Below are 13,299 nucleotides of genomic sequence, written 5' to 3' on the forward strand. Positions count from 1 at the left end.
AGGCGCAGACCGGCTGTTATCATCGGCGCACTTCAAGCGAGCCGTTACCGTGCCCAAGTCCACAGAAAAACTAGATCTCGCTACCCGCGCGGCGTGGCTTTACTACGTCGCCGGCAATACCCAGAACGAAATCGCCGAGAAGCTTCAGGTCTCACGCCCGGTCGCGCAACGGCTGGTGGCGTTCGCAGTGGAAAAGAATCTGATCCGCGTGCGCGTCGATCACAAACTGGCCGACTGTCTGTCGCTCGCGGATCAACTGTCGAAACGCTATGGCCTCAGCATGTGCGAAGTCGTGCCGATCGACGGCGACACATCCGACGAAGTCGACCGCAAACTGGCCGTAGCCGGGGCGCAGGTGATGGAACGCTATCTCGGCGCCGAAAAACCGATGGTGGTCGCGGTGAGCAGCGGCCGAACGCTGAAGGCCGCGGTCGATCAGATCGCGCAACTGGACCGTCCGCAGCATCGGCTGGTGTCGATGGTCGGGGCGATCGCGCAGGACGGCTCGTCGAACCGCTACGACGTCGCGCTGCACATTTCCGAAAAGACCGGCGGCAAGCATTTCCTGCTGCCCGCGCCGCTGCTCGCCGATAGTGAAGCCGAGCGCGCGCAGTGGTGCAATCACCGGCTGTACCGGATCGTCGAGTCGCTGTCGGCGCAAGCCGATGTCGCGTTCGTCGGGATCGGCAATATCGGGCCGACGTGTCCGCTTCACGAAGACGGATTTATCACATCGGCGGAAGTGAAGGAATTGATGCAGAACGGCGCGGTGGCGGAAATGCTCGGACTGCCGATCGATGCCGCCGGCGCGCACGTCGAATCGCCGACCGGCCGGCGCGTGACGAGCATCGCACTCGATGCGCCGCCGCGCCGCCCGACGATCGGTTTCGCCGGCGGCCAGCGCAAACGCGAAGCGCTGATCGCGGTGCTCAAGGGCGGTTGGCTGTCGGGATTGGTGACTGACGAGTTGTGCGCGCGCGCGGCGTTGGAAGCGTGAGCGTTGCGGCGTTGTGCGTTCGCTAGACAGGCAGTCGCGCATGCCGGTTCGCGGATCACAGCCTGAATAAAAGTAGAAAAGGAAAGCGGAACCCCACCGTGTTACACCAGCGGCAATCCGTCGGTAATGATGATCCGGTAATCGCCGCCCTTCAACCGCGTCTCGCTCACAGCCTGATACGCCGGACTTCGATACCACGCAAGCGCTTCATCGTAGCCGGTGAATTCGAGAATCAGTATGTCCTCGATCGCGGGCCCCTCCACCACTTCCTTGCGCCCGTGACTCGCCAGCATCATCACCGGATACTGTTCGAAGACTGCGGGCGCGATCTGTTTGTATTCTTCCAGCTTGGCAAGGTCGAGGGTTTTCTCGCGCGTGATGACGACATAGGCCGGCATGAGCTTTTCCTGAGCGTAAATGAACGGAAAGCGGCGCGGCCGCCGCCTTTCCGAATCTCACGCGGCCAGCACTTCAACGATCTTACGCTGGAATGCTTTCCCTTCGCTGTCGAACAGATGGCAGTGCTCGGGGGTGGCGCCGAGCTTTTGCGTGTCGCCCTTCGCGTGCCGTTCGAGCGGCGGAATCCGCGCGATCAGACCGTCCGGCGCGACGCTGGATTCCGCATACAGATACGCCGCGTCGCCGAGCGATTCGACCGCCATCGTGCGGGCCGACACGCCGTCGTCGGTGGTGCCCACGTGCAGGTGTTCGGGGCGGATGCCGACCGTCACCTTGTCGCCCTGCTTGACCGCGCCCGGCTCCACCGCGACGCGCTGCGTCTCGCCGGTTTCGTAGCGCACCGTGACGCCGTCGTGCGTGACCGACTGCACGACGCCTTCCATGAAGTTCATTTTCGGCGAACCGATGAAGCCCGCGACGAACCGGTTGGCCGGCGCGTGATACAGCATGGTCGGGCTGCCGACCTGTTCGAGATTGCCCGCCGACAGCACGACGATCTTGTCGGCCAGCGTCATCGCTTCGACCTGATCGTGCGTCACGTAGATCATCGTGGTCTTGAGCTCGTCGTGCAGACGCGCGAATTCGAGGCGCATTTTCACGCGCAGCGCCGCGTCGAGGTTCGACAGCGGTTCGTCGAACAGGAACACCTTCGGCTTGCGCGTGATCGCCCGGCCGATCGCCACGCGCTGGCGCTGGCCGCCCGACAGCTGCTTGGGCTTGCGATCGAGCAGATGGTCGATGTGCAGGATCTTCGCCGCGTTGCGCACGGCCGCGTCGATCTCCGGCTTCTTCGTGCCCGCCAGCTTCAGGCCGAACGCCATGTTGTCGTACAGCGTCATGTGCGGATACAGCGCGTACGACTGGAACACCATCGCGATGCCGCGCTTGGCGGGCTGCACGTCGTTCATGCGCGCACCGTCGATAGTGAGGTCGCCGCCGCTGATGTCTTCGAGGCCGGCGATCATCCGCATCAAGGTCGATTTACCGCAGCCGCTCGGGCCCACGAACACGACGAATTCGCCGTCCGCGATGTCGAGGTTGATGTCGCGCATCACTTCGTTTTCGTCGTAGGCCTTTCTGATGTTGCGCAGAGTTACGCTTGCCATGATGTGTCTCCGTGTAATGCTGTGTGTTGCCTGGGTGTTGCCGATGTGTTGCCTGTGCGTTGAGTTTTCGTCGCCGTCAAGCGCGCGCTCAAGGCGCCGCCGCCGTCGCGCTCAGCGTCCATTGCGCGACCAGATCCGGCAACTGCTGCATGTCGTCGAATACGTGACGCGCGCCGGCCGCATGCAGCTTGTCGATCTGCGCGTCGCTCGCATGACCGCCGCCGACAAAGCCGAGCACCGTCATGCCCGCCGCGCTCGCCGCCGTCACGCCCGTCACGCTGTCCTCCACCACGAGGCACGCCCACGGCGCGAGCCCCAGCCCCTGCGCCGCCGCCAGATAGACATCGGGCGCAGGCTTCGGATTCGGCACCGCGTCGGCGCAGAAGAGGCGCTCGCCGAAGAACCGCACGAGGCCCGTGCGCGCCAGAACAGTCTCCACATAGGGCCGGAAGCTGTTGCTCGCGCAGCCTTTGACGAGCGGCACCTGGGTCAGCGCGGCCTCGATGCCTTCGACCGCCGGTGCCTGGATCGCCGCCGCTTCGACCGCGCGGCGGATCGCGTCGATATCGGCGACGCTCAAGCTTTTGCCGAGCTGGGCCGCCGTGGCCTGCAACACCCTCTCGATGCGCAGGCCGAGCAGCGGCAGCACCACTGGCTCGACATGGGTATCGGGCCAGCGCGCTTCGAGTTCGTGCACCAGCATCTGCGCCGCCACGGCTTCGCTGTCGATCAACACACCGTCGCAATCGCAGATCAGCGCGAGCTTGCCTGGCGTCATTTGACCGCCCCGAACGTGAGGCCGCGCACCAGTTGCTTCTGCGACAGCCAGCCGACGATCAGGATTGGCGCGACCGCCAGCAGCGAAGCCGCCGACAGCTTGGCCCAGAACAAGCCTTCAGGACTCGAATACGACGCGATGAACACGGTCAGCGGCGCGGCGTTCGAACTCGACAAATTGATGCTCCAGAACGCTTCGTTCCACGACAGGATTACGAGCAGCAGCGCAGTGGACGCGAGCCCCGGCAGCGACATCGGCATCAGCAGATAGACGATTTCCTGCCACGTCGCCGCGCCGTCGATACGACCGGCTTCGAGAATGTCGCGCGGAATTTCGGCGAAGTACGTGAACGACATCCACACCGCGATCGGCAGGTTGATCAGCGTGTAGACGATCACCAGACCCGACACCGTATCGAGCAGCCCGCTGTTTTTCCACAGCAGATAGATCGGCACCAGCACGCCGACCGACGGCATCATCTTGGTCGACAGCATCCACAGCAGCACTTTCTGCGTGCGGCGCGTCGGGAAGAACGCCATCGCATACGCGGCCGGCACGGCGAGAATCAGGCACAGCAGCGTGACGCCCACCGAGATCAGGATCGAATTCCACGCGAACAAAAAGTAATTGCTGCGCGCGAACACCTCGCGGAAGCTGTCGAACGTCGGCGTGAAAAAGAGCGACGACGCATAAGCCTGCTGCTCGGTCTTGAACGCGGTGATCGTCATCCAGAAGATCGGAAAGAACAGCAGCAACGCGACCAGCCAGGCGATCACGCCGGGGATACCGCGACGGATCGCGTCGAACGGCGACTTCGCCGGCACGGTCATGGGCGTCGTCGAGGACGCCGGAGTGGAGGCAACGTGGCTCATTTTTCGTACTCCCCTTTCAGGTTCTTCGCGAGCATCCGCACGAGGAAGAACGACACGATGTTGGCCAGCACGACAGCGAGAATGCCGCCCGCCGACGCAAGACCGACGTCGAACTGTTGCAGGCCCAGCGAAAAGATCAGGTAAGACAGATTGGTGGTCGCGTTGCCCGGACCGCCGCCCGTGGTCGTATAGATTTCGGCGAAGATCGACAGCAGGAAAATGGTCTCCATCATCACCACCACCGCGATCGCCCGTCTCAGGTGTGGCAGCGTGATGTAGAAGAACATCGAGAACGGACCCGCGCCGTCGATCTTCGCCGCTTCCTTCTGCTCCTGATCGAGCGACTGGATCGAGGTGAACAGGATCAGGAAGGCGAACGGCAGCCACTGCCACGCGACGATCATGATCACCGCCGTGAGCGGATAGACGGCGAACCAGTCGATCGGCTGCAGGCCGATCGCGCGCATGCCCTGCGCGATCAGGCCGTACACCGGATGCAAGATCATGTTCTTCCAGATCAGCGCGCTGACCGTCGGCATCACGAAGAACGGCGCGATGGCGAGCAGCCGCGCGACACCCTGGCCGTAAAACTTGCGGTCGAACAGGATCGCCATCAGCACGCCGCCGACCACGGTGATCACCAGCACGGAGACGATCAGTTCGAGCGTGTTGGCGATCGACGGCCAGAACGACGGATCGCTCGCGAGATACCGGTAGTTATCGAGGCCGGCGAATCCGCGCAGATCCGGGTTCAGCAGGTTGTAGTGCGAGAAAGAAAACCAGATCGTCATCGCGAGCGGAATCGCCATCCACAGCACCAGCACGGCGACCGACGGCGAGACCAGCCAACGGGCCGAATTGGCTTTGTGGAGTTCGCGTTCTCTTTCTGTTTGGGGATGGGCATGCATGAGAGGTAGGCGCAAAGGACGCATGATTGACCACCTGTTCGGTAATGCGCGGGGCGTCCGCCTGAACGGCGCATGCCGCGCGAAGCGCGGCGCGAACGGCCCGCTGTGCTGCGTGAGCCGGCTGACGGGCGTCAGCCGGCGCGTGCCACATCACTGAAGTGGCTTGGTTGCCGCGTTACTTCTGCTTCACTTCTGATAACCGGCCTGCTTCACCGCGCGATCCGCGGTCGCATTGCCGGCTGCCAGCGCCTGATCGACCGTCATCTGGCCGGCAACCGCGCCGGAGATGCTTTGACCGACCACGGTGCCAAACGACTGGAACTCAGGAATCCCGACGAACTGCACGCCCGTGTACGGCACTGGCTTGAGAGTCGGGTGATCGGGGTCAGCCGTTTCGATTGCCTTCAGCACGAAAGCGCCGAACGGTGCAGCCTTCTGGTACTCGGGCCGCGCGTAGGTGGACTGACGCGTTCCGGGCGGCACCGAGGCCCAGCCTTCATCCTTCGCAACCAGTTCGATGTATTCCTTCGACGTGGCCCACGTGATGAACTTCTTCGCCGCATCGGGCTGCTTCGACGATTTCGGAATCGCCAGCGCCCACGCCCACAGCCAGTGCGAACCCTTCGGCGTGACGGCGATCGGCGCCGCGGCGAAACCGACCTTGTCCGCGATCTGCGACTGCTGCTTGTTGTACAGCATGCCGGCCGCCACCGTCGCGTCGATCCACATCCCGCACTTGCCTGACGACATCAGCGTGAGGTTTTCGTTGAAGCCGTTCGAGCTGGCTCCCGGCGGGCCGTCCTTCTTCAGCAGATCGACGTAGAACGTGATCGCCTTCTTCCATTCAGGCGACGTGAGCTGCGCATTCCACTTCTCGTCGAACCAGCGGCCGCCGAAGGTGTTCACCACTGTCGTGCCGTACGCCATGTTTTCGCCCCAGCCCGCCTTGCCGCGCAGGCAGATGCCGTAGATGCCGTTGGCTTTGTCTGTGAGCTTGTCGGCGAATTGCGCGATCTGGTCGTAGGTCGGCTGATCGGGCATTTTCAGCCCGGCCTTGTCGAACAGATCCTTGCGGTAATAGGTCATCGAACTTTCGACGTAGAACGGCAGCGCGTACAACTGGCCGCCGCTCGACAGGCCGTCGCGGGCCGTCTTCACGACGTCGTTCAGATCGTAGCTGGCGGGCAGATTGGTGAGCGGCGCGAGCCAGCCGCGCTTGCCCCATTGCGGCGTTTCATATGCGCCGATCGTCATCACGTCGAACTGGCCGCTGCCGGTTGTGATGTCGGTCGTGGCGCGCTGACGCAGCACGTTTTCCTCGAGAATCACCCAGTTCAGCTTGATGTCCGGATTCGCCTTTTCGAATGCGGGCGAAAGCTTCTTCAGCTCGATCATGTCCGGGTTGTTCAACGTCGCGATCGTCACGGTGGCCGCCGACGCGCTCAACGCAAAGCATGCAACCGCGCCGGCACTGACCGCCTTCAGCGTGGATTTGAAAGCTGGTTTCATGTGTTGTCTCCTTTCTCGTACGTTATGTGATGCTGCGTTGTTCTACGAAAACGACGGGGATCGCGCAGGGTTGCGTGCCCACGTTCAGCTCATCCAGTTGCCGCCGTCGACGTTCAGCGTCTGCGCGGTGATGTAGTCCGCGTCGGCCGAGGCGAGAAACAGCGCCGCGCCGGTCAGATCGTCCGGCACGCCCATGCGGCCAAGCGGCACCGCTTCGCCGACCAGCCGCTTCTTCTCGCCGAGCGGCCGGTTTTCATAGCGGGCGAAGAGCGCGTCGACTTCGTTCCACATCGGCGTGTCGACGACCCCCGGCGCGATGCCGTTCACGTTGATCTTGTGCGGCGCGAGCGCAAGCGCCGCGGATTGCGTGTAGCTAAGCACGGCGGCCTTGGTCGCGCAGTAGTGCGAGACCAGCGCCTCGCCGCGACGTCCGGCTTGCGATGACATGTTGATGATCTTGCCGCCACGGCCCTGCTCGACCATCCGGCGCGCGACCGCTTGCATCAGGAAGAACATGCCCTTCACGTTGACCGCGAAGAGGCGGTCGAACACGTCCCAGGACTCGTCGAGGATCGGGCGCATGTCGAAGAGCGCCGCGTTGTTGAACAGAATGTCGACCTGGCCGAAGCGCTCCAGCGTGCTTGCCAGAATGCGCTGGATGTCATCGCGGCGCGTGATGTCGGCGCTCACGCTCAGCACGCGCTCGCCGTAAGTGGCGCGCAGCGCGTCGCCGAAACTGTCCGCCGGCTTCACGTCGACCAGCACGCAGCACGCGCCTTCGTCTAGATAGCGCCGGGCCACCGCTTCACCGATTCCACTGGCCGCGCCCGTGAGAATGGCCACCTTGTCTTGTAATCGTGCCGCCACCGCATGTCTCCGGTTCGTTCTGCTTCTTGAGGCGCAGCGAGCGAACGCTCATTGCGCGAACAATTGCTCTGTTGGTGATCGAATGATCGGATACGGACCGGGCCATGTCAAGGCGCTCGACCAGATTTCGATGGTGCAGCGCGGAAGGACGCCACGCATGCCGCAGGTGCCTTCAGCAACACTAGTACGGGAAATCGACGACAGCCAATTCGCGTTCCGCGCAGCCCGCTGACAAAAATTCAAGATACGTTATATCATTGCGGCCTTGCTTCGCTTCGAAGCCTTTGCCGTCTGATTGCGGTTTCATTGCCGTTCTGTCTGGAGGCCCATGCCGATGGCTACGTCGATTGCAGAACACCACGCCTTGCGGCTCGCGCATGCCGACGCGCACGCCGTCGCGCAGGGACTCGCGCTCACGCCTTTGCGTCGTCAGGTTTACGCGGCGATCGTCGCCAGCGAGCGGCCGGTCGGCGCGTACGAGCTGCTGGATGCGCTCGAACCGGAACGCGGCCGCATGCCGCCCACGACCGTGTACCGCGCGCTCGACTTCCTGCTCGCGCACGGCTTCGTCCATCGGATCGAATCGAAGAATGCGTACGTGGCCTGCTGCGAAGTCGGCGTGCCGCATCGCAGCCAGTTCCTGATGTGCGACGGCTGCGGCGCGACCGTCGAGATCCCCGGCGAAGACCTCGCCGACCAGTTGTCGCATAGCGGGCCCGCGAACGGCTTCGAAGTGCATCGACAGGTGATCGAACTCAGCGGTCTGTGCGCGCCGTGCGCCCGCGCGGCGCGTCCCGCGGGCGGTTCTTCATGAAGCCACGCACGAGCTGATGCACGCAGCCGCGCCGGCCGCGAGCCGCCAAATGCCCCTAACGTTTGCAGTTCATTCAACTTTCACGCAGCAGGAAACAAAGATGAGAAAGATCGGGTCGATGTGGTTCGAGGCGCGCCGGGCGCTGAAACTGTCGACGTGCGTGGCCGTAGGCGCGGCGGCATTGGCGTTCGGCCACGGCGCGTTTGCCGCGGACGCGAAAATCCCGGTGGTCGCCGCGGAGAATTTTTATGGCGACGTGGTGCAGCAACTGGGCGGCGATCGCGTCGACGTGACGAGCATCCTCAGCAATCCGGACCAGGATCCGCATCTGTTCGAAGCCAGCCCGAAAACCGCGCGTGCGTTGCAGCATGCCAGCCTTGTGGTCTACAACGGCGCCGACTACGATCCGTGGATGGCGAAACTGCTGGCCGCGTCGAAGGGTGCGAAGCGCACCACGATCGTCGCCGCCGATCTGACCGGCAAGAAGGGCGGCGACAATCCGCACCTCTGGTACGACCCGGCGACCATGCCGAAAGTGGCGCGCGCGGTGAGCGACGCGCTCGTCGCGGCTGACCCGGCGCACAAGTCGGCGTACGATGCGAACCTCGCGAAGTTTCTCGACTCGCTCAAGCCGATCGACGCCAAGGTCGCCGAACTGCATGGCCGCTACGCGGGCGTGCCGGTCACGGCAACCGAGCCGGTGTTCGGCTACATGTCGGACGCGGTGGGCCTGACGATGCGCAATCAGCGCTTCCAGCTCGCGACCATGAACGACACCGAAGCCAGCGCGGCCGATATCGCCGCGTTCGAACGCGATCTGCGCGAGAAGCGCGTGCGCGTTCTGATCTATAACAGCCAGGCAACCGAGGCCCTGACCCAACGCATGTTGAAGCTCGCGCAGCAATCGCAGGTGCCGACCATGAGCGTCACCGAAACCCAGCCGGCCGGCAAGACCTATCAGACGTGGATGCTGACGCAGCTCGACGCGCTGGGCGCAGCGCTGGCCGCAGGCGATGTGAACGGCGCAAGCGGAGCGAACAGCGCGAAGGCAGCGAAATCGGCAACCTCGGGCGCCAAAGGAAAAACCCCATGACCTCGACTGGCCGCAACGCGCCAGCCAGCGCCTCAGCCAACGAATCAGCGAGCGCACTCACGAGCGCTCCCCGCGGCGCGCCCGTGCTCGAACTCGAACGCGTGACCCTCGAACTGGGCGACCGCACGATCTTGCACGACGCCGGCTTCGTGGTGAACCAGGGCGAATTCATCGGCGTGCTCGGGCCGAACGGCGCGGGCAAGACCACACTGATGCGCGCCGTGCTCGGCCTCGTGCCCGCGGCCCAAGGCGCGATCCGCGTGCTCGGGCAGCCGGTCGAGCGCGGTAATGCGTCGATCGGCTATATGCCGCAAACGCGCAGCGCGCTCGCCGGCCGCCGGGTGCGCGGCCGCGATTTCGTCGCGATGGCCGCCGACGGCCATCGCTGGGGCTTGCCGCATGCGGATCCCAAAACCCGCGCCGACGTCGAGCGCGTGCTCGATCTGGTCGGCGGCCGCAAGCTCGCCGAGCGGCCGCTGTCGGAACTGTCGGGGGGCGAACGTCAGCGGCTGCTGCTCGCGCAATGCCTGCTCGGCAACCCGAAGCTGCTGCTGCTCGACGAACCGCTGATCAGCCTCGACCCGCATCATCAGAAGAGCGTGGTGGAACTGGTGCGCAGCGTGCAGCAGGAACTCGGCATCGCCGTGCTGTTTTCCGCGCACGAACTGAATCCGCTCTTGAACTCGCTCGATCGCGTGCTGTATCTCGGCAGCGGCGTGGCGGCGCTCGGCACCGTCGACGAAGTGATCACGCGGCCGGTGCTGTCGCGCCTCTATGGCTCGCCGATCGACGTGATGCGCGTGAACGGCCGCATCTTCGTGATGTCGGGCGGCGTCGAAGTCGAGAAGCACGATCACGAGCATGAACACGACGAGGACGGCGGCCACGGTCACTCGCATTCACACGGGCATTCGCACGACCACGGCGGCGCGCACGGCCACTCACACCAGCACGACTCACGCGACGGACACACGCACGATGTTTGAATACGATTTCATGGTGAACGCATTCGCGGCGTCGGGGATCGTCGCGGTGCTGGCGGGCGTGGTGGGCTATTTTCTGGTGCTGCGCGGACAGACCTTCGCCGGCCACGCGCTCTCGCACGTCGGCTTCACCGGCGCGACCGGCGCGGTGCTGATCGGCATCTCGCCGATCTGGGGGATGATCGGTTTCACGCTTGCGGCAGGCGTCGGCATGGGCGCGCTCGGCGAACGTCTGGCCGGACGCGATGTGGCGATCGGCGTGATCCTGTCGCTGTCGCTCGGCTTCGGCCTGCTGTTTCTGCACTTCTTCACCGCGTACGCGACGCAGGTCACCGCGCTGCTGTTCGGCAACGTGCTCGGCGTGAACGCGTCGACGCTCGGCGTGCTGGCCGCGTTGGGCGTCGTCAGTCTGGGCGCGCTCGCGGCGATCATGCGGCCGCTACTGTTCGCTTCGTTGCAGCCGGAACTGGCCGAGGCCAAGGGCGTGTCGCTGCGTCTGGTGTCGATGCTGTTTCTGACGATTGCCGCGCTCGCCGTGGCGGCATGCACGCAGATCGTCGGCGTGCTGCTGGTCTTCACGCTGATGGTCGGCCCGGCTGCCGCGGCGCAAAACATGACGACGCGGCTCTCGGCCGGGCTCGTGCTCGCCGCCGTGTTCGCGCTGGTGCAGGCGTGGCTGGGTCTGACGCTGGCGTTCTATACCGATTGGCCGACGAGCTTCTGGATCACCGTGCTGTCGGCGGTGGTGTATGGCGGGAGTTTGTTGGGGCGGCGTTGACCGAACGCTGGCGCGCCGGTTTGCCGATGGCGGCTGCACATCCGCATGCCGCCGCCATCTGCGTTGCAAACTACAACGACGTCACCCGTTCAGCACCTTCGCGTGATGCGCGAGATGATCCTCGATGAACGTCGAGATGAAATAATAGCCGTGGTCATACGCTGCGTGACGGCGCAACGTCAGCGGCTGACCAGCGGACTGGCAGGCGGCTTCGAACACATCCGGATACAGCTGCTCGGCAAGGAACTGGTCCGCGAGTCCCTGATCGACCAGAATCCCTTGCGCGAACTTGCGCGATGCGTGCGCCACCAGCTCGCTCGCGTCGCACTGCTTCCACGCTTCGCGGTCTTCGCCCAGATAACCGCTGAACGCCTTCACGCCCCACGGGCAGCGCATCGGCGCGGCAATCGGCGCGAATGCCGACACCGACCGATAGATCTCCGGATTGCGCAACGCCAGCATCAACGCGCCGTGACCGCCCATCGAATGCCCGAAAACGCCGAGCCGCGCGCCGTCAACCGGCAGATTGGCGAGCACCGTTTCGCGCAGTTCATCGCGCACGTAGGAGTACATGCGATAGTGCTGCGCCCAGGGCTCTTGCGTGGCGTCGACGTAAAAGCCCGCGCCCACGCCGAAGTCCCAAGCCGCGCTTTCGCCCGGCACGCCCGCGCCACGCGGACTGGTATCCGGCGCGATCAACGCGATACCGTGCTGCGCCGCGAAGCGCTGCGCGCCCCCCTTCGTCGGAAAAGTTTCTTCCGTGGAGGTGAGACCCGCGAGATAGAACAGCGCGGGCACGTTCGCGTTGGCCTGCAAAGCCTGCGGCGGCAGATACACCGAGAAGCGCATCGGCAGACCGATGACCTGCGAGTCGTGCCGGTAGATGCGCTGCTCCCCGCCATGGCACGCGTGCGCCGATATGAGTTCAAGCATCGCGACGCTCCTCGTTTAGTACAGCACGACCGAGCGGATCGACTCGCCCTTCTTCATCAGATCGAAGCCTTCGTTGATGCGTTCGAGCGGCAGGCGGTGCGTGATCAGATCGTCGATATTGATCTTGCCTTCCATGTACCAGTCGACGATCTTCGGCACGTCGGTGCGACCGCGCGCGCCGCCGAATGCCGAGCCCTTCCATTCACGGCCCGTCACCAGCTGGAACGGACGCGTGCTGATCTCCTCGCCCGCCGCCGCCACGCCGATGATGAACGACTGGCCCCAGCCCTTGTGCGTGCACTCCAGCGCCTGACGCATCACCTTGGTGTTGCCGATGCATTCGAACGAATAGTCGGCGCCGCCATCGGTGAGCTGCACGATGTGGTCGACCACGTTCTCGACTTCGTTCGGGTTGATGAAGTGCGTCATGCCGAACTTCTTCGCCAGCTCGACGCGGCCCGGGTTGAGGTCGACGCCGATGATCTTGTCAGCGCCGACCATCTTCGCACCCTGAATCACATTCAGCCCGATGCCGCCGAGACCGAACACGACCACGTTCGCACCCGCCTCGACCTTCGCCGAATACACGACGGCGCCGACGCCGGTCGTCACGCCGCAGCCGATGTAGCAGATCTTGTCGAACGGCGCGTCTTCACGGACCTTCGCGACCGCGATTTCCGGTACGACGATGTAGTTCGAGAACGTGGACGTACCCATGTAGTGAAAGAGCGGCTTGCCGTCGAGCGAGAAACGCGAGGTGGCGTCCGGCATCAGACCCTTGCCCTGGGTCGCGCGGATCGCCTGGCACAGGTTGGTCTTGCGCGACAGGCAGAACTTGCACTGGCGGCACTCCGGCGTGTAGAGCGGAATCACATGATCGCCCTTTTTCAGCGTGCCGACACCCGGCCCTGTATCGACGATCACGCCCGCGCCTTCGTGGCCGAGAATCGCCGGAAAGATGCCTTCCGGATCGGCGCCCGACAGCGTGTAGTAGTCGGTGTGGCAGATGCCCGTCGCCTTCACTTCGATCAGGACTTCACCAGCACGCGGCCCTTCCAGATCGACTTCCTCGATCGTCAACGGGGCGCCGGCTTTCCATGCGATTGCTGCTTTGGTTTTCATCGTCAATGCTCCTGTGAGTCTATCAATGCGACGCGCGTCGCGGTGCGATGCGTCGCGGCGCGTGGAGGTCCCGCGGGTGT

Annotated in this window: 14 protein-coding genes; 5 read left to right on the plus strand and 9 right to left on the minus strand. The window is 64.2% G+C overall.

All coding sequences use genetic code 11. The features are described 5' to 3' along the window. Positions 1 to 49: 49 nt before the first annotated feature. Entirely contained in the window at positions 50 to 997 is a 948-nt protein-coding gene (locus P0D89_RS11780) for a sugar-binding transcriptional regulator (RefSeq protein ID WP_408356158.1), read from the plus strand. 101 nt (positions 998 to 1,098) lie between these two features. On the opposite strand, the gene P0D89_RS11785 is transcribed toward P0D89_RS11780, so the two are convergent. From P0D89_RS11785 to P0D89_RS11815, 7 genes are all read right to left on the minus strand, one after another. After that, positions 1,099 to 1,395, minus strand: coding sequence for a DUF1330 domain-containing protein (locus P0D89_RS11785; RefSeq protein ID WP_408356156.1), 297 nt, complete (start codon positions 1,393 to 1,395; stop codon positions 1,099 to 1,101). 57 nt (positions 1,396 to 1,452) lie between these two features. Beyond that, the gene (locus P0D89_RS11790; protein WP_408356154.1) at positions 1,453 to 2,562 is read right to left on the minus strand and encodes an ABC transporter ATP-binding protein; all 1,110 of its coding nucleotides are present in this window, start codon (positions 2,560 to 2,562) and stop codon (positions 1,453 to 1,455) included. An 88-nt stretch (positions 2,563 to 2,650) separates the two neighbouring features. Then, on the minus strand, positions 2,651 to 3,340 hold the full coding sequence (locus P0D89_RS11795; protein ID WP_408356152.1) for an HAD family hydrolase: 690 nt from the start codon (positions 3,338 to 3,340) through the stop codon (positions 2,651 to 2,653). Then, positions 3,337 to 4,170 carry a carbohydrate ABC transporter permease gene (locus tag P0D89_RS11800; protein WP_408236555.1) on the minus strand — a complete coding sequence of 278 codons (834 nt, stop codon included), beginning with the start codon at positions 4,168 to 4,170 and terminating at the stop codon, positions 3,337 to 3,339. The genes P0D89_RS11795 and P0D89_RS11800 overlap by 4 nt, the downstream gene beginning before the upstream one ends. Positions 4,171 to 4,208: 38 nt before the next feature. After that, entirely contained in the window at positions 4,209 to 5,144 is a 936-nt protein-coding gene (locus P0D89_RS11805) for a carbohydrate ABC transporter permease (protein WP_408356150.1), read from the minus strand. Positions 5,145 to 5,306: 162 nt separating this feature from the next. Then, on the minus strand, positions 5,307 to 6,629 hold the full coding sequence (locus tag P0D89_RS11810) for an ABC transporter substrate-binding protein (RefSeq protein WP_408356146.1): 1,323 nt from the start codon (positions 6,627 to 6,629) through the stop codon (positions 5,307 to 5,309). 84 nt (positions 6,630 to 6,713) lie between these two features. Then, a complete protein-coding gene (locus tag P0D89_RS11815) occupies positions 6,714 to 7,496 on the minus strand; it encodes an L-iditol 2-dehydrogenase (protein WP_408356144.1) in 783 nt (260 codons plus the stop codon). Positions 7,497 to 7,830: 334 nt separating this feature from the next. On the opposite strand from P0D89_RS11815, the gene P0D89_RS11820 reads away from it, so the two are divergent. The 4 genes from P0D89_RS11820 (at position 7,831) to P0D89_RS11835 (ending at position 11,164) form a co-directional block, all read left to right on the plus strand. After that, complete coding sequence (locus tag P0D89_RS11820) at positions 7,831 to 8,310, plus strand: Fur family transcriptional regulator (RefSeq protein ID WP_408356142.1); 480 nt, start codon at positions 7,831 to 7,833, stop codon at positions 8,308 to 8,310. Positions 8,311 to 8,410: 100 nt separating this feature from the next. Then, the gene (locus tag P0D89_RS11825; protein ID WP_408356140.1) at positions 8,411 to 9,403 is read left to right on the plus strand and encodes a metal ABC transporter solute-binding protein; all 993 of its coding nucleotides are present in this window, start codon (positions 8,411 to 8,413) and stop codon (positions 9,401 to 9,403) included. Beyond that, on the plus strand, positions 9,400 to 10,389 hold the full coding sequence (locus tag P0D89_RS11830; RefSeq protein ID WP_408356138.1) for an ABC transporter ATP-binding protein: 990 nt from the start codon (positions 9,400 to 9,402) through the stop codon (positions 10,387 to 10,389). Before P0D89_RS11825 ends, P0D89_RS11830 begins: the two co-directional genes overlap by 4 nt. Continuing rightward, positions 10,382 to 11,164, plus strand: a complete 783-nt coding sequence (locus P0D89_RS11835; RefSeq protein WP_408356136.1) for a metal ABC transporter permease — start codon at positions 10,382 to 10,384, stop codon at positions 11,162 to 11,164. Before P0D89_RS11830 ends, P0D89_RS11835 begins: the two co-directional genes overlap by 8 nt. A gap of 81 nt (positions 11,165 to 11,245) precedes the next feature. Here the strand turns inward: P0D89_RS11835 and fghA are convergent, their stop codons facing one another. Both fghA and P0D89_RS11845 read right to left on the minus strand, forming a co-directional pair. Beyond that, entirely contained in the window at positions 11,246 to 12,097 is an 852-nt protein-coding gene (fghA, locus tag P0D89_RS11840; RefSeq protein WP_408356134.1) for an S-formylglutathione hydrolase, read from the minus strand. A 15-nt stretch (positions 12,098 to 12,112) separates the two neighbouring features. Then, positions 12,113 to 13,219: an S-(hydroxymethyl)glutathione dehydrogenase/class III alcohol dehydrogenase gene (locus tag P0D89_RS11845; RefSeq protein WP_408356132.1), complete on the minus strand. Its 1,107-nt coding sequence runs from the start codon at positions 13,217 to 13,219 to the stop codon at positions 12,113 to 12,115. Positions 13,220 to 13,299 lie beyond the last annotated feature (80 nt).

It is taken from the genome of Paraburkholderia sp. RL18-085-BIA-A (genome assembly GCF_046027075.1).
Taxonomy (GTDB): Bacteria; Pseudomonadota; Gammaproteobacteria; order Burkholderiales; family Burkholderiaceae; genus Paraburkholderia.